The organism is Achromobacter sp. RT286_PF, from assembly GCF_059760425.1.
Window position 1 is genome coordinate 178,394 of the sequence record NZ_JCBAMR010000002.1, and the last position, 19,365, is coordinate 197,758.

Sequence of the window (19,365 nt, forward strand, 5' to 3'; positions counted from 1 at the left end):
GGCTGCTGTCACCCCTGCCGGTAGAACGCTGCCGGTGACACGCCAAAGTGCTTCTTGAACATGGCCGCGAACGCACTTTGGCTGGTGTAGCCGTGTTCCAGCGCCACATCCACCACGCGCGCCCCGCCGGCAAGATGCTCCAACGCCAAGAGCAGCCTCGCCTGCCGTCGCCACTGGCCCAGGCGCATGCCCGTCTGTTGCAGAAACTGCCGATGCAAGGTGCGGGTGGACAGGTGCAGCCGGGCCGCCCATTCGTCTAACGTCAACGCCGCGTCCGGCTGGCGCATCAGCGCATCGCAAAACTTGCGCAGCCGCGCGTCCGCCGGCATGGGCAGATACAGCGGCAACACCGGCAGGCTGCGCAATTCCTGCAATAGCAGGTGCAACAAATGCCAATCGCGCGAGCCGGGGCGCTTGGGCGCGGCGACATCCATGTCGACCGCCGCCACAATCAACTCCCGCAGCAAAGGTGAAATATCCAACACGCAACTACGCGCGGGCAGTTGCGCCGTGGCGCGGCTGTCGACGAACACGGTGCGCACACGCACCGCGCCGCTCATGCGCACCGAATGCGCCACGTCGGCCTCCAGCCAGACGCCGCGCGTGGGCGGCACCACCCACCTGCCGCCCTGCGCTTCGATCGTCATCACACCCTGGATGGCATAGAGCAACTGCGCCCGGTCATGGTGGTGGGGCGCGATGACATGGCCGTGCGGGTAATCCACCGCCAAGGCGGCGGCGGGCGCGCCCGAGGCCACGAATGCGCTGTAGAAAGGGGAATCTTCCATACGTTCAGATTGGCAGTTTTGCGATAACTGGCGACATAGTAGCGCCAGACGGACGCGGCGGCGCCCGGCACCATGAACGGCTCGTTTCGGAGACCTTCATGTCCATCACTTCCCTGCTCTTTCCGTTCATGGCCATCGTGCTGTGGGCGGGCAACGTCATTGTTTCCAAGTTGGCCGCGTCGGCAATTTCGCCCACGGCCATCACCTTCTATCGCCTGATCCTGGCGCTGGCGCTGATGTCGCCCTTCGTGCTGCGGCCGCTGCTGCGCAACTGGGCGTCGGTGCGGCCGCACCTGGGCAAGATGGCGATCAGCGGCCTGCTGGCCATGGCGCTGTTCCAAAGCCTGTCGTACCGCGCCGCCGAAAGCACCACGGCCACCAACATGGCCATCGTGACCGCGCTGGTGCCCTTGCTGACCGCCATCCTCAGCGTGATCGTGCTGGGCGAAGCGCTGACCGTGGGCATGGCCGTGGGCGGCGTGCTGTCTTTCGTGGGCCTGTTGTACCTGGTGGGCCAGGGCGACATTGCCGCCATCGCGCGCAACGGCGTCCACGCAGGCGACCTGCTGATGCTGCTGGCCTCGTTGTCGTATGCGCTGTACGGCGTGCTGCTGCGCCGTTGGCGCCTGACCATTCCGGCGTGGCAGGCGGTGTACCTGCAAGCCATCGCGGCACTCGTGTTCATGCTGCCGTTCTTCGTGATGCTGCCGGCGGGCACCGCGTCGCTTGACGCCCGCACCCTGCCGCTGATCGGCTACGCCGGCATCGGGTCGTCCATCCTGTTGTCGTTTTGCTGGATCCAGGGCGTCAAGCACCTGGGCCCCAACCGTTGCAGCATCTTCATCAACCTGCTGCCGGTGCTGACCGCCGTGCTGGCCGTGGCCATGCTGGGCGAACAGATGCACGCGTATCACGTCATCGGCGGCAGCATGAGCCTGGTGGGCGTGCTGATCGCGCAGACGGTGCATCGGCCGCTGCATGCGGGCGCGGCCCCCTCAAGGCTTGCCGCGCAAGGCAGTGCGACGCTGCCGGCCGCGGCCGCCCAGGCACGTCGCGCGCGCTAGCGCTGATCATGGTCTGGCGGGTACGACGCTTGCGTGGGCGGCGCGTATCGCAAGCGCCAAGGAAGCCCATGACGCTACACGCCGAAGCGCGCCGACAAGCTTTCCAGTCGCGCGCTGGCCAGCGGTTCACGGCCCGCCAGGAATGACAGCGGACCGTCCGGCTCGAAAAACCATCGCGCGGCGCCGCGACTCATTCGACCGCGCAACATACAGCGCGTGCGGATGGGGCCCGAGTCGCCGTCTTGTATCGTCCAGAGCGGCAAGCGCACCGGCACCCGCAAGCGCGACGGCGGCTGATATTGCAGCGTTGCCACCCGCCGGCCATCCACCGTCATCGACGCCGTGGCGCCGTCAGCAAACCCGGGCGACGGGCCGTCAGACGACCCGGCCTGGAACACACCCATGCGCTTCGGAATTCCCCATAGCGTTCGGCCACCCGCCGCCGCCGCGTCGTCGTCCACCCAGATAGGACCGACGGTACACGCCGGTGCCACGACGCCCGACGATTGCACCGCCACGGCAAAAAGCAGTTCGTTATAGGCCAGCGTACCGCCGGGTTCGTAGCGCGCCCACACCGTCGCGCACAGCGCCTGGCGACCCAGCGACACGAGGCGCGCGCCGTTGGCCGCCGCCACCGGCAGCGCATCCAGCGGCACGCGCCAGATGCTGATCAGCGCCGAGCCCTGCAAGGACCACGGCGCGCGCGGAAACGGTGTTGCGGCTGGTGTAGACATGGGCGTTGCTCTCGGGTGTAACGGACGCAGGCCTGAGCCGGGCAGCGGCACGTTGCATGGCAGGGATTTGCCGGTGCAAGGCGCTTGCAGCAAGCCGTGTGCCGGGCAATGCGCGGCGCGGGCGTCGGCCGGCTACGGCCCCGGCTACGGCTACTGTGGTGCATCCCCGCAGCGCTGTCCCATGAAATCCACAAACACCCGCACCTTGGGCGACAGGTTTCGGTTCGACGGCCACACCAGCTGGAAGCGCCCCGCGCCGTCGGTGTGTTGTGGCAGCACCTCTATCAGCTGGCCCGTTGCCAGCGCATCGCGCGCCAGGAAATCCGGCATGCAGCCGATGCCGAAACCTTGCATCACCGCGCCGCGCAGCGCTTCCATGTTGTTGCACGTCAGCGCGGTACGCAGCCCGGGGCCGGGGTCCGCCAGGGGCCAGCGCTGGACGTTTCCAGAATTCGGAAAGCGGAAGCGAACCGCGGCATGCGCTTGCAGGTCAACGGGCGATTGCGGCGTGCCGTGCGTCGCCAAATAAGCGGGGCACGCGCATAGCAACATCCGAAACCGGCTCAACGGCCGGGCCATCAGGCGGGAGTCGGGCAGATCACCGCTGCGGATGGCGACGTCGACCCGTTCGCCGATCAAGTCAACCACGCGATCATTGAAATCCAGGTCAAGCTCAACGCCGGGATAACGCGCGGCGAATTCCGGCAGTACCGGCAGCAGGAAGTGGTAGCTGATCAGCGGCGCGCTGACGCGCAGGCGGCCGCGCGGTTCGTCGCGCGTGCTGGACAGCATGGCGTGAGCGTCATCAAGATCGTCAAGAATGCGTTTGCAGCGCTCGAAGTAAAGCCGGCCTTCTTCGGTGAGCTGCATGCGGCGCGTGCTGCGCTGGAACAGTCGCACGTGCAGATCCCGTTCCAGGCGGGCTACGGCCTTGCCCACGGCGGAGGGCGACAGCCCCAGGTCCCGGCCCGCGTCGGCAAAGCTGCCCAGCTCGGCGCTGCGTACAAAGGGCATGAGAGCGGCAAGTCGATCCATGTCGATTCAAGAATATTGTTCCGTAATGACCGGATTATTACCCCATTTATCGGCGGCGTCCGCCCGATTATCTTGAAATCCCTTTCCTTGGATTTCGACAATCAACGATGAGCAAGCCCGTTTCAACCTCTTGTGGGGCGCAGCAGTGGGTGCTTGCCGCCGTATGCCTGGGTGCGCTGGTCATGCCGCTAAGTTTCACGGGTCCGGCAGTCGCGCTACCCGCCTTGGCGCAGGCGCTGCATGCCGGTCCGGAGGCGCTGGCCTGGGTCACTAATGCGTTCATGCTTGCGTTTGGCAGCACCTTGTTGGCAGCCGGCGGTCTGGCTGACCGGCATGGGCGCCGGCGCGTCTACCTGTGCGGCGCAGCGTTATTCGTGCTGGCGTCGCTGGCGCTGATCGCGGCGCCGGGCATCGCGGTGTTCAACCTGTTGCGGGCAGCGCAGGGTTTGGGCGGCGCGGCAATTCTGTCGGCGGGCGCGGCGGCGCTGGCCCAGGAATTCGATGGTGCTGCACGCACGCGCGCCTTCAGCCTGATGGGCACGAGTTTCGGCGTGGGCCTTTCGTTCGGGCCGATCCTGTCGGGCTTGCTTGTCGCGCAACTGGGCTGGCAAGGCGTGTTCGGCCTGACGGGTTTAATGGCGCTGGCGGCGCTGGGCCTGGGATGGCGCTACCTGCGCGAATCGCGCGACCCTGACGCGGGCAGGCTGGATTGGGCTGGCGCGATCACGTTTTCGGGCGCCCTGGCGTTGCTGACGTGCATGGCGCTGCGGGCACCGGCCGCCGGGTGGACCCATCCCGGCACCTTGGGATTGCTGGCCGCTTGCGTGCTGTCGTTCACCACCTTCGTAATGATCGAATTACGCTCCAAGCGGCCATTGCTTGATCTGACGCTATTTCGTCATACGCGGTTCGTGGGCATTCAGCTCTTGGCCGCCGCGCCGGCGTACGGCTTCGTGGTGCTTTTGATCTTGCTGCCCGTGCGTTTTATCGCGGTGCTGGGGCTGGACGAAGTTCATGCCGGCCTGCTGATGACCGCCTTGTCGGCCCCGCTGATGGTGATGCCGATACTGGCCGGGCGCCTGGTGCAACGGTTTTCGGCCGCGAGCCTGTGCGCCATCGGCCTGCTGGCAAACGCCATCGGCCTGGCATGGTTAAGCCAGGTAACGCTACAGGCCGACGTGTCCGCCAGTGTGTGGCCGATGCTGCTGATCGGCGCGGGCATCGGCCTGCCTTGGGGGCTGATGGACGGATTGGCGGTAAGCGTCGTGCCGAACGAGCGCGCCGGCATGGCGGCCGGCATTTTCAGCACGTCGCGTGTGGCGGGCGAAGGTCTGGCGCTGGCGATTGTCAGTGCAGTACTGGCCGCACTGACAACCCATTATCTTTCGGCGGCCGCACCAGAGCGGGCAGCAACAGTGGGGGCAGCGGCCCAGCGCCTGGTGGCGGGCGACGTTGCAGGCGCGATGACGCTACTGCCGTCAACGCCGCATGCGGCGCTGACCCTGGCATCGGGGCAAGCGTTTGCCGCATTGCTATACGTGCTGTGCGCCGTCACCGTTGTCACGGCGGTGGCGCTTTACGGATTCATCGGCCGGGAAGATCGCAGCGGTGTCGCACCGATACCCGCGCGTGGCCCACGTTGCGCGGGCGCGGTGGGTGATTGAAGGGAAGGTGTTGACGATCAAGGTGCCAGAGGGCGATCACCACGGCATCGCAGTCGCCCCTCCATGGCACGCCGTCACGACGGCGCATCCACCTCATTCTTTTCCTTCTCCTTCTTCTCCTTTTTTTCTCCATCGTAGTGAGACTTGATGGCGAGAAACATGCCCGTGCCCAACACCAGAAGCTTGAACGTACCGAAGACTACAGGGACCCAAAAGTTCATCATTTCCTCAAAACGCTGCTTCAGCAGCCTCATGTACTACTCGTGCCAGGCAAGTCGATCGGCAAAGCGTGCGACATCCGCGACGCGGATCATGATACGTGCGCCGGACGACCCATGCACTTTCAGAATTATCCCGTGATCCTGATCTACCGATCTGCACCGCATGAAAACGCTGCCAACTGCACCGTTTTTCTCGGCCGGCCCCGCTTGGCGGGCGTCTCGCGCATGATCGCCACGAACGCGTCGATGGATGGGTTGGGGTTGTCGGGGTGCCGGGCGGCGGCTAGGCCACCGCTTGAACAAAATCCCGCGCCGCGCGCAGCAACCGCGCTTCGCTGCCCGCCGCGCCCAGCAGTTCCAGGCCAACCGGAATGCCGCTCGGCGTGAAGCCGATGGGCAGGCTCAGGGCAGGCAAGCCGGTAACCGAAGCCAGCAGCCCGTTGCCGCCGGTCTGTGCTTCGCCCAGTTGTACCGGCCCACCCCGCACGCTGGGATAGGCCAGCATATCGAAGTCGCCGGACGCCATGGCTGCGAGGGCCTCGGCGCGAATTGCGGCGGCACGGGCCAACGTTGCCTGACGGCCGCTGCCGTCCGGATCCTGCATCGCATTGCGTTCGCGCAAGACCGTCATGACTTCCGGATGCGGGTAGGCGCCGTCCAGGATGTCGCCCAGGCTGCTCACCGGCACGTCGGCGTCACGCAGGCACTGCGCCAATGCGTCGCGAAATTCGTAGCCCGTGACGTTGGCGGCGGAAAGGCGCGCGTCGTCGATAGCCAGCGGCGCCTGCCGCACCGACGCACCGGCCGCCTGCCAGCGCGCCAATGCCGCCTGCACATGCGCGGAGACTTCCCGCTGCGCCGCACCGCTGCCGAACAAGGCATTGACGGTGCCGATGCGCCAGTCGCTACGCTTCGGTTGCGACGCCGCATCGCCGTCGTCGCGGCCGGCCATGACCGACCAAAGAATCTCCAGGTCATCCACACAACGCGCCATGGGGCCTACCGTGTCCAGCGTGGGCGACAGGGGCACCACGCCGGCCGTGCTGCATCGCCCTGCCGTGGGCCGCAACCCCAGCACCTGGTTGAACGCCGCTGGGATGCGGATGGAGCCGCTGGTGTCGCTGCCGATGGCGGCCGCCGCAAAGCTGGATGCCACGGCCACCGCGCTGCCGCCGCTGGACCCGCCCGGTACACGCGTGGCGTGATACGCGTTGCGCGTGCGGCCGGACATCGACGACACATTGGTGATGCCGCAGGCCAGTTCGTGCAAGGTCGTTTTGCCCAGTACGATTGCGCCTGCCTCGCGCAAGCGCCGCACCACGTCGGCGTCCTGCCGGGGCAGCCGCCGCGCCAAGGCGCGCGAGCCGGCCGTGGCCGGCATGCCGATGGCGTCGATGTTGTCTTTGAACAGCAGCGGCACGCCGTGCAGCGGGCCGCGTACCACGCCCGCGCGGCGCTCGGCATCGCGCAAGGCAGCCTCGCTGGCCGCCTGGGGGTTCAAGCAGATCAGCGCGTTAAGCGCCGGCCCGGCCTGGTCGTACGCCGCAATGCGCGCTTGATACGCGCGCACCAGGTCGACGGCCGTCAAGCGCCCCGCCCCCATCGCCGCCTGCAACGCGGCGATGGCTTGCCCGAACACCGCGTCATCGTCAGGCAGCGGCCCGGCCAGCAATTGCGGCATGTTCATCGAAAATGGCACGCCACCCACTGCTGGCCGGTGGCGGACGCCACGGGCCGTTCCGTCAGCGCGGGCTGTGTCTCGCGGCAGATGGGCTGCGCCAGCGGGCAGCGCGTGTGAAAGCGGCAGCCGCTGGGCGGGTTCGCGGGGCTGGGCGGATCGCCTTGCAACAGCTTGCGCTGCGCGGGCTTGTGCGGATTGGGCACCGGCACGGCCGACAGCAGGATCTCGGTGTACGGATGCCGGGGCTGCGAGAACAAGGTGTCGCGGTCGGCCACTTCAACGATGCGGCCCAGGTACATCACCGCCACGCGATGGCTGATGTGACGCACCACCGCCAGGTCATGCGCCACGAACAGATAGGCGATGCCCATCTCTTGTTGCAGGTCCATCAGCAGATTGATGACCTGCGCCTGCACCGATACGTCCAGCGCGGACACGGGCTCGTCGCAGACGATCAGCTTGGGCCGCAGCGCCAACGCGCGCGCAATGCCCAGGCGCTGGCGTTGCCCGCCCGAGAACTCGTGCGGAAATTTCTTCATGGCTTCGGGGCGCAGGCCGACCTTGTCGAACAGCCAGGCCAGCTCGTCCACGCGCGCGCGGCCGCCCGACATCGGGTAGTTGCGCAGCGGCTCGCCCACGATATCGCCCGCCGTCATGCGCGGGTTCAAGGACGCATAGGGGTCCTGGAAGATGATCTGCATATCGCGACGCCGGTTGCGCATCTGCTCCGGCGTCAGCGCCAGGATCTCTTCGCCTTCCAGTTTGACGGAGCCGGACGTGGGCTGGATCAACCGCAACACCGACTTGCCGGTGGTGGTCTTGCCGCAGCCCGACTCGCCCACCAGCGCCAGCGTTTCCCCACGAGCAACGCTGAACGACACGCCGTCTACCGCCTGCACGACTTTACGGCGCGGCGTGAACCAGCCGCCCGCGCCGGGGTAGTGCATCTTCAGGTCGCGCACGTCTAGCAACGGCGCCGTCGATGCAACCACCGGCGGCTGAGGGTGGGCGCTCATGCTTGAACTCCGGTCAGGGTGGCGCCGGGCGCCACGGAAGTCGCGGCCAGCAGGCCGGGTTGCGCCGCCACGCGCGCCACTTCATGGCACGCCACCACATGGTCGACGCCATGCGTGGATAGCTCGGGCGCTTCAACGTGGCAACGCGGCGTGGCGTACGTGCAGCGCGGCGCAAAGCGACAGCCTTTGCCCAGTTCGCTGGGCGCGGGGACCATGCCGGGAATTTCGGCCAGGCGTTGCGTCGAGGCGTTCATGGACGGCATCGACCCCATCAGCGCGCGGGTGTACGGATGCAAGGGGCGGTCGAACAGTTCGGTGACCGGCGCTTCCTCGACCTTGCGGCCGGCGTACATCACCGCCACGCGGTCGCAGCATTCCGCCACCACGCCCAGGTCGTGCGTGATCAACACGATGCCCATGCCCAGCGTCTTTTGCAGGTTGCGCAGCAGGTCGACAATCTGCGCCTGGATCGTCACATCCAGCGCGGTGGTGGGCTCGTCGGCAATCAGCACTTCGGGGTTGCAGGCCAGCGCCAGCGCGATCATCACGCGCTGACGCATGCCGCCGGATAGCTGATACGGGTACTCGTGCACGCGGCGTTCGGGCTCGGCAATCTGCACCAGGCGCAACATCTCTTCGGCACGGCGGTACGCGTCGCGGCGGCTCAGCTTCTGATGCACCATGACCGTCTCGGCAATCTGCCGGCCCACGGTCAGCACCGGGTTCAGCGACGTCATCGGTTCTTGAAAAATCATCGAAATCCGGTTGCCGCGGATCTGGCGCATCTGCTTTTCCGTGAGGCTGAGCAGGTCGGTGCCGCGATAGCGGATCTGGCCGCCGGCAAAGCGCCCGGGTGGCGTCGGCACCAGGCGCAGGATAGACAGCGCCGTCACGCTCTTGCCGCAGCCGGATTCACCGACCACGCCCAGCGTGCGCCCGGCGCGCACCTGATACGACACGCCATCGACCGACCGGACGGTGCCCGAGACGGTGTCGAAGTAGGTGCGCAGGTTGTCGACTTCAAGCAGCACGTCGCCAGGGGCAACGGCGGTGGCGGGGGATAGGGCCATGGCGTCCTCCTAGCGTTGGTTGGTCAGGCGCGGGTCCAGCGCATCGCGCAGGCCGTCGCCCATCAGGTTGATGGCCAGCACGGTGATGGCCAGCAGAATGCCGGGGTAAAGAATGGTGTAGAAAGCCACGGCCACGTAGTTGCGCGCGTCGGCCATCATGTTGCCCCAGCTGGGCACCTGGGCCGGCACGCCGACGCCCAGGAACGACAGCACGGCTTCCGTCAGCACGGCGGTAGCGGCGATGAAGGTTGCCTGCACCACCAGCGGCGTCACCATGTTGGGCAGCACATGCCGGCGCAGGATGACGGGCAGGCGCGTGCCGATGGCATGCGCCGCCTCAACGTACAGTTGCTCGCGCAAGGTCAGAGCCAGCGAGCGCACCAGCCGCACCACGCGCGGCACCTGCGGAATCGCGATGGCGATGATGACCGTAGTCAGGCTGGCGCGAATGACGGCCATCAGCGCAATGGCCAGCAGGATGTCGGGAATGGCCATCATGCCGTCCATGATGCGCATGATGATGGCGTCGGCCCAGCGCACAAAGCCGGCCAGCAGCCCCAGCACCACGCCGATCACGCTGGCCACCAGCGCCACCACGATGGCCACGACCAGCGACACGCGCCCGCCCCAGACCACGCGGCTGAACACGTCGCGGCCCATCGCGTCGGTGCCGAAGTAATGCTGGGCCGAAGGCGGCTTCAGGCGCTGCAAGGGGTTGATGGTGATGGGGTTGTGCGTAGCGATCCACGGCGCGGCAATCGACAGGCCCGCCACGATCAGCAGCAGCACCAGGCCGATGATCAGCGTGGGATGCTTGCGCACCCAGCGCCAGCGCCGGCCGCTGGCCGTGAGGGCCTCGTGCAGCAGGATGGGCGCAGCGGGCGCGGTGGGCACGCTGGGGGAAATCAAATTTTCTGACATGGTTCTTTCCCGCGACGGCTCAATAACGGATACGCGGATCGAACAGCCGGTAGCTGAGATCGATCAACAGATTGATCAGCACGTAGGCGCCCGCCGAAATCAGCAGCACGCTCTGGATGACCGGGTAGTCATGGTGCTGGACGGCGTCGATCACCAGCCGGCCGATGCCCGGAATAGCGAACACGGTCTCGGTGACGACCACTCCGCCGATCAGCAAGGCGATGCCCACGCCCACCGTGGTGGCGATGGGAATGGCGGCGTTGCGCAATGCGTGTTCCAGCACCGGCAACACCGCCAGGCCCTTGGCGCGCGCCGTGCGGATGTAGTCTTCGTGCAGCACTTCGACAACGGTGGCCCGCGTCATCCGCGTGATCAGCGCGATGTACACCAGCGCCAGGTTGATACACGGCAAGGTGAGGTTGCGCAGCCATGGCCCCACGCCGCTGGACAGGCTGACATAGCCCTGCACCGGCAGCCATTGCAGCTTGACCGCAAACCCGTAGATCAGCAGATAGCCCACCAGGAACACCGGCAACGAAAACGCCAGCACCGAAAACAGCATGACCAGGCGATCGATCCAGGTGCCGGCGCGATATGCCGCCAACACGCCCAGCGGCACCGCCACCAGGATCGATACCAGCATGGTGATGGCGGCGATCGACAAGGTGGGCTCCACCCGCTGCGACAGCAACTGCGTCACGGGCACTTGCGTGAAGATCGACGTGCCCAGGTCGCCTTGCATCAGCTTGGCGGCCCACAGGCCGAACTGCCGCCACAAGGGCTCGTCCAGGCCCAGCGCCGTATGCAGCTTGGCGATGTCCTCGGCCGTGGCGAAGTCGCCGGCGATCAACGCCGCCGGGTCGCCGGGCGACAGGTGGATCAGCAGGAACACGATCACTGCCACCACCGCCATGACGGGCACGATGGCAAGCACGCGCCGAATGATGTAACCCATAGTTGTCTCGCGTATCGGTAACGGCGGGCGCCGGATTACTTGTCCAGCACCCAGAGGTTCGGCAGGCTCCAGATCTTGTCCGTGTTCTTCAGGCTGTTATGCGCGGCAAACGCTCGCGAATACTGGCCGATGGAAATGGCGGGAAAGACCTCGTAGGCGCGCTCCTGAAACAGATCCAGCACGCGCTTGCGTTCGTCCGAACTGGTGGCGGCAATCCACTGTTCGCGCAGTTCGTCCAGCTTCTTGTCGCACGGCCAGCCCGGCAGGCTGTTGCCGCACACGGCGCCCAGATACGTATTGCTGATGGGCGAGTCCACGTTGAACTCGGACGCGGCCGACAGGAAGATGTTCCAGCCGCCCTTGTCCAGCGTTTCCTTGCGCGCACGGCGTGCGGTCAGCGTGGCCCAATCCATCGACTGGATGTCCAGATTGACGCCGATGTCCTGCAAGGCCTGGATGGCAACCAGCGTTGCGGAATTCAGATAGGCCAGGTCGGTCGGCAACAGGATGGCAAGCTTTTCGCCCTTGTAGCCGGCTTCGGCCAACAGCTTCTTGGCCAGCGCCGGGTCAGGCTTGGCGTAAGGCGCGGCGCCCGCCGTGCTGTCGTTGGGACCGCCGCAGATGAAGACCGTGGCGCAGTACTTCATGCGCAGGTCGTCCGGGTACCCCATGGCAGCCGTGAACTTGTCCTGATCCACCAGATGCGCCACCGCCTGACGCGCCTTCGGGTTATCAAACGGCGGCATCGACTGGTTCAGGATGATGTAGCCCTGCGCGCGTTCCAGCACGCCGATCTTGACGTTCTTGTTGGCGCGTAGCGCGTCGATGTAGTCGGCGGGCGCTTGCTCGATCATGTCCACTTCGCCGTTGGTCAGCGCGGCGGTGGCGCTGTTGGAGTCCGGCAGCACACGCCATTCCACGCGCGGAATATGCGGCGTCTTGTCGCCCGCCAGGCCGTCGGCCGCCATCTTCGGCCCCAGGTAGTGCGGGTTCTTTTCGAACACGATCTTGCTGCCCGGCACCCATTCATCGCGCTTGAACACGTAAGGGCCGGAGCCCACCACTTCGGTCAGCGGCTTGGTTGCCGGCTGCGACGCCAGCCGCTTGGGCAGGATGAAGGCGGGGTAGCTGGACACCTTGGCCAATCCGTCCAGCACCAGGTCAAAGGGCTGGTTCAGCGTCAGCTTGAAGCGGCTGGCGTCCAGCGCTTCCCACTTGCCGCCGGCGCGTGTGATGGCTTGACCGATGTTGTCGCGCGCGGACCAGCGTTGCAGCGATGCAATCACATCGTCCGTCGTCACGGGCTGGCCGTCGCTAAATTTCAGGCCGGCCAAGAGCGTGAACGTCCACGTCTTCTTGTCGTCGCTGGCCTCGTATTTTTCGACCATCTGCGGCTGCGGCTTGCTGTGCGTGTCCATCGCAAACAGCGTGTCGTACACCATGTAGCCGAAGTTGCGCGTGATGTAGGCGGTGGTGAAGGTCGGGTCCAGCACCTTCAGGTCGGCGTGCGGCACAATGCGCAGGGTCTTGGCCGGCTGCGCGCTTGCGGGCACGGCGCCCAGGGTGCAGGCCAGGCCCAGCGTGGCGGTCGAGATCAGGCAAAGCAGGCGGTTTTTCATCGCACTAGGTTCCCGTCAAATAAGTGGATTCGCCGGCGGCCATGCGCCGGCGGGATCTTAAAGCGGCCACTTCGGCAGCCGGATGTTGCGATACGTCAGCGTCTTCCAATCCGGCGTCGCCACGCCCTTGCCACCCACATAGATGATGTGGCGCGCGACCTTTGAAAACGAGGCGTGGAAATGCTGCGCGGACTTGACCACCACGATCTTGCAGGCCGATAGATCACAGCCCAGCTGGGTGAACAGGTCCATGTTGATGGCCTGGTTACGCACGGAAGTCAGCACGATCTGTACGCCCTGGGCCTGCACCAACACGCAGTCGCCCATCGGCGCCGGTGCGCCGGACAGGCCGGTCATCACCAGGTCCGCCTTCACGGCAAGCACGGTGCAACGCAGGTCGATCGGGTCGCCTGACAACGGGCCGACCTTGCCGCCGATGCGCAGGTCAAGTTCGGCGCCCACGCCCGCATCGAAGGCGATGCGCGCGGCCACCGGGTCCCACAGCGGGCCCAGCGCCACATTGCTTACGCCGCGCTCAAGCACGCGTTGCAGCACGAAGGTGGCGTCACCGGGCGCGCCGCTGCCGGGGTTGTCGGGGCGGTCGGCCAACACCACCGGGCCACCGTCGAACGCCAAGGCTTCGTCCAGCGCTTCGTCGACGCTGCGGTACGGCACCATCAGTTGTTCGCGCATGCCGATCAGTTCATCGGCAAGCGCGCGTGCAAGCGTCTGCGCGGCGGCGGCGTCGCCATCGGCATAGACCAGCACCTTGGTGCCCATCTCGGGCACGTCGCCCGTGGCGAAGCCCTGCGCGGCCGATATCGACAGAATGCCGTCGCGCCCTTCCAGCGCCTTGATACGGCTGACAAAGCCGCGCGCCGGCTCGCGCGTGGTGTGCATGGGCACGATCATGTGGCAATCGATCAGCGCCGCCACGGGACGCGTGCGGCCCGCGTGCGCGTCCAGGCACAGGGCCAGCAGGTCTTCGGCGCGTTCGCGGATATCGGTGTGCGGGTATTCCTTGAACAGCACCAGTACCGTGGCCTGTTCCACCATCAGCGGCGTCAGGTGCGCGTGCGGGTCCAGCTCGGCGCCCACCGTTACGTCGGGGCCGACCAGTTCACGCACACGGTGCAGGATGTCGCCTTCGCAATCGTCATAGCCATCGGCCACCATTGCGCCGTGCAGGCCCAGCAGCACCATGTCCACCGGCATCGCGGCGCGCAGGTCGGCCAGGATCTGGTCGCGCAAGGTTTCGTAGGCGGCGCGCGTGGTGATGCCGCCGGGCTGCGCGGAAGCCACCAGGCCGTCCACCAGCGTCCAGCCTGCTTCGCGGCCTTGCAGGCGCGCCACGAAGAGCGGCGCACCGGCGAAGGTGACGGAATCGGGATGCGTGCCGGCCGGGTAGTAGTCGCGTTCCTGAAAGGCCGCAAGGCTGGTGGGCATGGGTGCGAAGGTGTTGGTCTCGGTGCCCAGACCGGCGCAGAAGACCTTCATGGCTGCGCTCCGGGACAGGCTGGCGCAAGCGCCACGGCTGCCGTGGCGTTCCGGTAAGACGTCATCATTTCCCCTTGTATAGGCCGGCTATGTCGTCAGCGCCTGCGTGTTCGGCATGGCGTTGCGTTCCGTAAGCGGATCATCGGCGGCACACCGGCGCGGCACAAATAGCTAACGTGGGCCTATGGATAACCCAAGGTTATGGTGTGGGCGCTTTTGCCCTGAAAACGCAGGGAAAACGCAGAAAAAGCGAGGTTGATGCGCACCACCGCTAGGGAAAACGATAGGGCGGCAACGCCGCGCGGGCGCACATATCGCAAGGTTATGGATGGGACGCGATTTGGAATTTGCCCGGCCCCGGTGCGCGGATCAGAATCGTGCCCTACCTGAACCTACGAGGCGAGTCATGCGGGTATGCGTAATTGGGGCGGGCGTGGTCGGCGTTACGACGGCGCACCTGTTGGCGCGGGCGGGACACGCGGTGGTTTTGGTGGACGAACGGGCAGAGCCCGCGCTGGGCAGCAGCTTCGCCAACGGCGGGCAGCTCAGCTATAGCTATGTGGCGCCGTTGGCGGGACCGGGCGCGTTGGCCGACATGCCGGGCTGGCTGTTCCGACGCGATTCGCCGCTGCGCCTGCGCTATCGCTTCGACGTTTCGCAATGGTTGTGGCTGGCGGGCTTTTTGCGCGCGTGCCGCGCCTCGGTGTCGCGCGCGTCCACCGCCCAATTGCTGTCCCTGTCCTACCTCAGCCGCGACACGCTGCACGCGATGCTGGCGGAGGCGCCCATGGATTTCGGCCTGTCAAAAACCGGAAAGCTGATTGTGTACCGCGATGCCGGGCAACTGGACAAGGCCGCGTCGCTGGTGCGTTACCAGGCGGCTCACGGCACCGACCAGCGCGTGCTGTCACGCGACGAAACGCTGGCGGCGGAACCGGCGCTGGCCGGCATGGGTGCGCGCATTGCCGGCGCCGTCTACACGCCCAGCGAAGAAACCGCCGACTGCCATCGCTTTACCGACACCCTGTTTCAGCGGCTGCGGCGCAACGCCAACGTCAGCGTCCACATGAACACGCGCGTGCAACGGCTGCGGCGCGAAGGCGGCCGCATCGTCGCGGCGCAGACGGATGCCGGCGACCTGCAAGCGGATGCGTTCGTGGTGGCCTCGGGCATCGGCAGCCGGCCGCTGCTGGCGGCATTGGGCCAACGCGTGCCGTTGTATCCCTTGAAGGGCTATAGCCTGAGCGTGCCGATCACGGCGGACACCGCCGATATTCCCGCCATCAGCGTGACCGATTACGAACGGCGCATCGTCTACGCGCGCCTGGGCAATGTGCTGCGCATTGCGGCCATGGTCGACATCGGCGCCAAGCATGGCGAGGTTGACGCGTCGCGGATGGCGACGTTGCGGCATCAGGTCAAGGAAGCTTTTCCGCGCCTGGACCTGTCGCGCGCGCAGGCCTGGGCGGGCGTGCGGCCGGCCACGCCGACCAGCAAGCCGCTGATCGGCAAAAGCCGCGCGGCCGGCAACCTGTGGCTGAACATCGGCCAGGGCGCTTTAGGGTTCACGCTTGCCTGTGGCAGCGCCGCCTTGCTGACCGCGCAAATGAACGGCGAACCCGTGCCGATCAACGCCGCGCCCTTTCAACCGTAGGCGCCGCGCGCGCCCCCAGGAGCCGTCCCATGCGTATCTTCACCGGCGCTCTCGCCACCGAGACCAACACGTTTTCCCCTTTGCCCACCGGCCTGGCCGCGTTCACGTCGCGCGAGTATCTGCGCGCGGGCACCCACCCCGATCACATGACGTTTTACGGCGGGCCGCTGTGGGTCGCGCGACAGCGCGCCGCGCAACAGGGCTGGACGGTGATCGAGGGCCTGGTGGCCTCGGCGCAACCGGGCGGCACCACCACGCGAGCCGCCTACGAGACATTGCGCGACGAACTGCTGGCTGACCTGCGCGGGGCCTTGCCGGTGGACATGGTGCTGCTGGGCCTGCATGGCGCGATGGTGGCCGACGGCTATGACGATTGCGAAGGCGACATCCTGCGCCGTGTGCGGGAGCTGGTCGGCCCCGACGTAACGGTCGGCGCCGAGCTGGACCCGCACGCGCACCTGACGCCGTTGATGGTGGAGCAGGCGACGGTGCTGGTGCTGTTCAAGGAATATCCACACGTTGACGTCTACGAGCGCGCCTGTGAACTGGTGGACCTGTGCCACGCGGCCCACCAGCGGCGGCAGCATCCCGTTGCCGCGCTGGTCGATTGCGACATGGTCGTGCCGATGCACACCACGCGCGAACCGGCGCGCGGTTTTGTCGCCCGCATCAAGGCGCTGGAAGGGCGCGACGGCATTCTGTCGGTGTCGGTCGCGCAAGGCTTCGCCACGGGCGACGTGCCCGAGATGGGCACCAAGGTGCTGGTCTATGCCGATGGCGACGCCGCCGCCGCGCAGACGCTGGCGCGCACGCTTGCCGACGAACTGATCGGCATGCGCGAACAACTGATGGTGCCGTACCGCGGCGTGGACGAAGCGCTGGACGAAGCCTTGGCGTTTGGCGAGGGTCCCGTTGTGCTGGCCGACCGGTCCGACAACCCGGGCAGCGGCGCGGCCGGAGACTCCACCTATCTGCTGGCGCGCATGCGGGAACGCGGCATCCGCAACGCGGCGCTGGGACCGATGTGGGACCCGGTGGCCGCCCGCATCGCCTTCGATGCGGGCGTGGGCGCCGAGCTGGACCTGCGCATCGGCGGCAAGGTCGGCCCGCTGTCGGGCGCGCCCGTGGACGCGCGTTGCCGCGTTGTGGCAACCCACGCCGATATGTTCATGACGGGCAATTCCGGCACGCGCATCGCGCTGGGCGACTGCGCGCTGGTCGATGCCGACGGCATCCTGATTGCATTGGTGTCACTGCGCACACAGGCCTATCACACGGACCTGTTCACGCAGTTGGGATGCGACCTGACGGCGCAACGGCTGATCGTGGTGAAGTCGGCCCATCACTTCCATGCGCAGTACGCGCCCTTGGCGCGCGCCGTGGTGTACGTGGCCGCCCCCGGCTCGGCCAGCCCCGACTGGCGCAGCCTGCCGTACCGCAAGATACGGCTGCCCAAATGGCCGATCGGGTGATGCTGGCCCCGCGGATGTTTGCCGCCTCAGAGATGCCCAGCCCGTGCCCTAACCCGCGCCGCCTTGCCGCGCGCCCATCATCGACCGCGACAGCCGGCTGGCCGTTGAAAGAATGGCTTCTTTATGGCCCAGCAGCACCGCTTCGTTCAAGCGCGAGATCGGGCCAGAGATGCAGATCGCGCCCAGCAGGGTCCAGTTGATGCCGTAGACCGGCGCCGAAATGCTGGAGACTTCGGCGTCGCGCTCGCCCAGCGAAATCATGTAGCCGGCACGTCGTACGGCCTCGTACTCGTCGCCCGCCTCGCCTGAAAACGCCAGCAGCACGCGGCCCGGGCTGCCCAGGTTCAAGGGCAGCGCCGCGCCAACCCGAACGTGGTGGCGGATGGACTTCGGGCCTTCGACACGCGCCATGCAAATCCGCTGATTGCCTTCGCGCACATAGAACGTTGCGCTTTCCCCTGTGGCGCCGGACAGCTCGCGCAGCACGGGCTGCACCAATTCCTGCACGTTGAACGTGGCCTGGTAGCACGCGCCCAGCCAACCGGCCGCGCGCGCCAGGCGCCACGTGCCGTCCGGCCGCTGGGCCAGGTAGTCGTCCATGGCCAGGGTGCGCGCCAGGCGCAGCACGGTGGACCGATGGCAGCCCGTGCGGCGGCTGAGTTCAGCCAGCGTCAGGTGGGCGTCGTCCACACCGAAGGCCTCCAGGATGCGCATGGCGCGCCGGACGGCGACCACGCCGTCTTCGGCGCCGTCGGCGTCATTTTCTATTCCTGCGCTGCCGCCGCCTTCGCGGTCTTTGCCGTCATTGCCGTCGTCGTTCAAGCCTCGCCCCCCAGTCTTTTAAATCAACCGCCGTACGAAACGTGTTCCGTACTGCGAACCTGGATTGTATTAGGCGGAACACGCTCGCACAATGCGCGGATCAAAACAAAGACTGGAGACAAACCATGAAAGTGATTGCGCGCGTGTTGTCGGGCCTGGCGCTCGTTTGCGTGGCGGGCATCAGCGCCGCCCAGGGCTACCCCGACAAACCCATCCGCCTGATCGTGCCCTTCCCTCCGGGCGGCGGCACCGACGTGCTGGCCCGCGAAGCCGCGCTGAAGGTGGCAAAGAACACCGGCTGGAACATCGTCACGGAAAACCGCCCGGGGTCCGGCGGCAATATCGGCGTGGACGCGGTGGCGAAGTCGGCGGCGGACGGCTATTCGCTGGTGCTGGGGCAGACCAGCAACCTGGCCATCAACCCCACGCTGTACGCCAAGCTGCCCTACGACCCGGAAACCGACCTGTCCGCCATCGGCCTGATTGCCGACGCGCCGCTCGTGCTGGTGGTGCCGGCCAATTCGCCGTTGAAATCGTTCAAGGACATGATCGCCGCGGCCCGCGCCAAACCCGAGGCGCTGAACTACGCCAGCTCGGGCAACGGCACCGTGGCCCACCTGGCCGCCGTGCAGTTGCAGAACGCCGCCGACATCAAGCTGACGCACGTGCCGTACAAGGGCGCCGCCCAGGCGTCCAACGACCTGATCGGCGGTCAGATCGACATGTACCTGTCGTCGGTGCCCACGCTGATCGGCCACGTGCGCAACGGCAAGATGCGCGCGCTGGCGGTGACCTCGGCGCAACGCGTGCCCGACATGCCCGACGTGCCGACCATTGCCGAAAGCGGCTACCCCGGCTTCGAGGCCGTGACGTGGTTCGGCCTGGCCGCGCCGGCCGGCGTGCCGCAGGACATCGTGCAGCGTCTGAACGCGGAATTCAACAAGGCGCTGCAAGCGCAGGACCTTAGTACGAAGTACCAGGAACAAGGCGCGCGCGTGCTGACCAGCACGCCTGAACAATTCGCCAAGCTGATCCATGACGACCGCATCCGCTGGGGAAAGATCGTGAAGGACTCGGGCGCCCGCGTCGAATGAGACCCAGGCCGCGCAGGCACCGCCCGGCCAAAAAAACCGAACCCAACATCGTCTTCTT

17 protein-coding genes are annotated in these 19,365 nt (G+C 66.7%); 5 read left to right on the plus strand and 12 right to left on the minus strand.

The features are described 5' to 3' along the window. Positions 1–8: 8 nt before the first annotated feature. Positions 9–788 carry an AraC family transcriptional regulator gene (locus AC6LJY_RS02690; protein ID WP_046803856.1) on the minus strand — a complete coding sequence of 260 codons (780 nt, stop codon included), beginning with the start codon at positions 786–788 and terminating at the stop codon, positions 9–11. 98 nt (positions 789–886) lie between these two features. Here AC6LJY_RS02690 and AC6LJY_RS02695 point away from each other — a divergent pair, with 98 nt between their 5' ends. After that, positions 887–1,852 (plus strand): DMT family transporter, encoded by a 966-nt coding sequence (locus AC6LJY_RS02695; RefSeq protein ID WP_498135233.1) that lies wholly within the window; start codon positions 887–889, stop codon positions 1,850–1,852. A 74-nt stretch (positions 1,853–1,926) separates the two neighbouring features. Here AC6LJY_RS02695 and AC6LJY_RS02700 read toward each other — a convergent pair whose 3' ends face one another. Then, positions 1,927–2,586, minus strand: a complete 660-nt coding sequence (locus AC6LJY_RS02700; protein ID WP_498135234.1) for an acetoacetate decarboxylase family protein — start codon at positions 2,584–2,586, stop codon at positions 1,927–1,929. A gap of 150 nt (positions 2,587–2,736) precedes the next feature. Next, entirely contained in the window at positions 2,737–3,621 is an 885-nt protein-coding gene (locus tag AC6LJY_RS02705; protein WP_485857233.1) for a LysR family transcriptional regulator, read from the minus strand. A 107-nt stretch (positions 3,622–3,728) separates the two neighbouring features. Here AC6LJY_RS02705 and AC6LJY_RS02710 point away from each other — a divergent pair, with 107 nt between their 5' ends. Continuing rightward, positions 3,729–5,285 carry an MFS transporter gene (locus AC6LJY_RS02710; protein ID WP_498135235.1) on the plus strand — a complete coding sequence of 519 codons (1,557 nt, stop codon included), beginning with the start codon at positions 3,729–3,731 and terminating at the stop codon, positions 5,283–5,285. A gap of 74 nt (positions 5,286–5,359) precedes the next feature. On the opposite strand, the gene AC6LJY_RS02715 is transcribed toward AC6LJY_RS02710, so the two are convergent. The 8 genes from AC6LJY_RS02715 to AC6LJY_RS02750 all read right to left on the minus strand — a co-directional run bounded on the left by AC6LJY_RS02715 (position 5,360) and on the right by AC6LJY_RS02750 (position 14,265). Beyond that, the gene (locus tag AC6LJY_RS02715; protein ID WP_046803852.1) at positions 5,360–5,539 is read right to left on the minus strand and encodes a hypothetical protein; all 180 of its coding nucleotides are present in this window, start codon (positions 5,537–5,539) and stop codon (positions 5,360–5,362) included. A 250-nt stretch (positions 5,540–5,789) separates the two neighbouring features. Then, positions 5,790–7,205 carry an amidase gene (locus AC6LJY_RS02720; RefSeq protein ID WP_498135236.1) on the minus strand — a complete coding sequence of 472 codons (1,416 nt, stop codon included), beginning with the start codon at positions 7,203–7,205 and terminating at the stop codon, positions 5,790–5,792. Further along, a complete protein-coding gene (locus AC6LJY_RS02725) occupies positions 7,190–8,203 on the minus strand; it encodes an ABC transporter ATP-binding protein (RefSeq protein ID WP_046803851.1) in 1,014 nt (337 codons plus the stop codon). Before AC6LJY_RS02725 ends, AC6LJY_RS02720 begins: the two co-directional genes overlap by 16 nt. Beyond that, positions 8,200–9,273: an ABC transporter ATP-binding protein gene (locus AC6LJY_RS02730; protein ID WP_498135237.1), complete on the minus strand. Its 1,074-nt coding sequence runs from the start codon at positions 9,271–9,273 to the stop codon at positions 8,200–8,202. Before AC6LJY_RS02730 ends, AC6LJY_RS02725 begins: the two co-directional genes overlap by 4 nt. Positions 9,274–9,282: 9 nt before the next feature. Then, complete coding sequence (locus AC6LJY_RS02735) at positions 9,283–10,194, minus strand: ABC transporter permease (protein ID WP_046803849.1); 912 nt, start codon at positions 10,192–10,194, stop codon at positions 9,283–9,285. Between the two features lie 19 nt (positions 10,195–10,213). Continuing rightward, the gene (locus AC6LJY_RS02740; protein WP_046803848.1) at positions 10,214–11,149 is read right to left on the minus strand and encodes an ABC transporter permease; all 936 of its coding nucleotides are present in this window, start codon (positions 11,147–11,149) and stop codon (positions 10,214–10,216) included. A gap of 35 nt (positions 11,150–11,184) precedes the next feature. Further along, entirely contained in the window at positions 11,185–12,768 is a 1,584-nt protein-coding gene (locus tag AC6LJY_RS02745) for an ABC transporter substrate-binding protein (protein ID WP_498135238.1), read from the minus strand. A 57-nt stretch (positions 12,769–12,825) separates the two neighbouring features. Continuing rightward, the gene (locus AC6LJY_RS02750) at positions 12,826–14,265 is read right to left on the minus strand and encodes a M81 family metallopeptidase (protein WP_498135239.1); all 1,440 of its coding nucleotides are present in this window, start codon (positions 14,263–14,265) and stop codon (positions 12,826–12,828) included. 406 nt (positions 14,266–14,671) lie between these two features. On the opposite strand from AC6LJY_RS02750, the gene AC6LJY_RS02755 reads away from it, so the two are divergent. Next, on the plus strand, positions 14,672–15,919 hold the full coding sequence (locus AC6LJY_RS02755; protein ID WP_498135240.1) for a D-amino acid dehydrogenase: 1,248 nt from the start codon (positions 14,672–14,674) through the stop codon (positions 15,917–15,919). Positions 15,920–15,948: 29 nt separating this feature from the next. Then, positions 15,949–17,391, plus strand: coding sequence for a M81 family metallopeptidase (locus tag AC6LJY_RS02760; RefSeq protein WP_498135241.1), 1,443 nt, complete (start codon positions 15,949–15,951; stop codon positions 17,389–17,391). Between the two features lie 48 nt (positions 17,392–17,439). Here AC6LJY_RS02760 and AC6LJY_RS02765 read toward each other — a convergent pair whose 3' ends face one another. Further along, positions 17,440–18,159 (minus strand): IclR family transcriptional regulator, encoded by a 720-nt coding sequence (locus AC6LJY_RS02765; RefSeq protein WP_240434178.1) that lies wholly within the window; start codon positions 18,157–18,159, stop codon positions 17,440–17,442. 179 nt (positions 18,160–18,338) lie between these two features. Between AC6LJY_RS02765 and AC6LJY_RS02770 the strand changes: the two genes are divergently transcribed. Further along, a complete protein-coding gene (locus tag AC6LJY_RS02770) occupies positions 18,339–19,307 on the plus strand; it encodes a Bug family tripartite tricarboxylate transporter substrate binding protein (protein WP_046803843.1) in 969 nt (322 codons plus the stop codon). Positions 19,308–19,365 lie beyond the last annotated feature (58 nt).

Excerpts from the sequence above, each read along its gene's own strand:
- AC6LJY_RS02690 (WP_046803856.1), bottom strand. The coding sequence starts at position 788 with ATGGAAGATTCCCCTTTCTACAGCGCATTCGTGGCCTCGGGCGCGCCC.
- AC6LJY_RS02695 (WP_498135233.1), top strand. The coding sequence starts at position 887 with ATGTCCATCACTTCCCTGCTCTTTCCGTTCATGGCCATCGTGCTGTGG.
- AC6LJY_RS02700 (WP_498135234.1), bottom strand. The coding sequence starts at position 2,586 with ATGTCTACACCAGCCGCAACACCGTTTCCGCGCGCGCCGTGGTCCTTG.
- AC6LJY_RS02705 (WP_485857233.1), bottom strand. The coding sequence starts at position 3,621 with ATGGATCGACTTGCCGCTCTCATGCCCTTTGTACGCAGCGCCGAGCTG.
- AC6LJY_RS02710 (WP_498135235.1), top strand. The coding sequence starts at position 3,729 with ATGAGCAAGCCCGTTTCAACCTCTTGTGGGGCGCAGCAGTGGGTGCTT.
- AC6LJY_RS02715 (WP_046803852.1), bottom strand. The coding sequence starts at position 5,539 with ATGAGGCTGCTGAAGCAGCGTTTTGAGGAAATGATGAACTTTTGGGTC.
- AC6LJY_RS02725 (WP_046803851.1), bottom strand. The coding sequence starts at position 8,203 with ATGAGCGCCCACCCTCAGCCGCCGGTGGTTGCATCGACGGCGCCGTTG.
- AC6LJY_RS02730 (WP_498135237.1), bottom strand. The coding sequence starts at position 9,273 with ATGGCCCTATCCCCCGCCACCGCCGTTGCCCCTGGCGACGTGCTGCTT.
- AC6LJY_RS02735 (WP_046803849.1), bottom strand. The coding sequence starts at position 10,194 with ATGTCAGAAAATTTGATTTCCCCCAGCGTGCCCACCGCGCCCGCTGCG.
- AC6LJY_RS02740 (WP_046803848.1), bottom strand. The coding sequence starts at position 11,149 with ATGGGTTACATCATTCGGCGCGTGCTTGCCATCGTGCCCGTCATGGCG.
- AC6LJY_RS02745 (WP_498135238.1), bottom strand. The coding sequence starts at position 12,768 with ATGAAAAACCGCCTGCTTTGCCTGATCTCGACCGCCACGCTGGGCCTG.
- AC6LJY_RS02750 (WP_498135239.1), bottom strand. The coding sequence starts at position 14,265 with ATGAAGGTCTTCTGCGCCGGTCTGGGCACCGAGACCAACACCTTCGCA.
- AC6LJY_RS02755 (WP_498135240.1), top strand. The coding sequence starts at position 14,672 with ATGCGGGTATGCGTAATTGGGGCGGGCGTGGTCGGCGTTACGACGGCG.
- AC6LJY_RS02760 (WP_498135241.1), top strand. The coding sequence starts at position 15,949 with ATGCGTATCTTCACCGGCGCTCTCGCCACCGAGACCAACACGTTTTCC.
- AC6LJY_RS02770 (WP_046803843.1), top strand. The coding sequence starts at position 18,339 with ATGAAAGTGATTGCGCGCGTGTTGTCGGGCCTGGCGCTCGTTTGCGTG.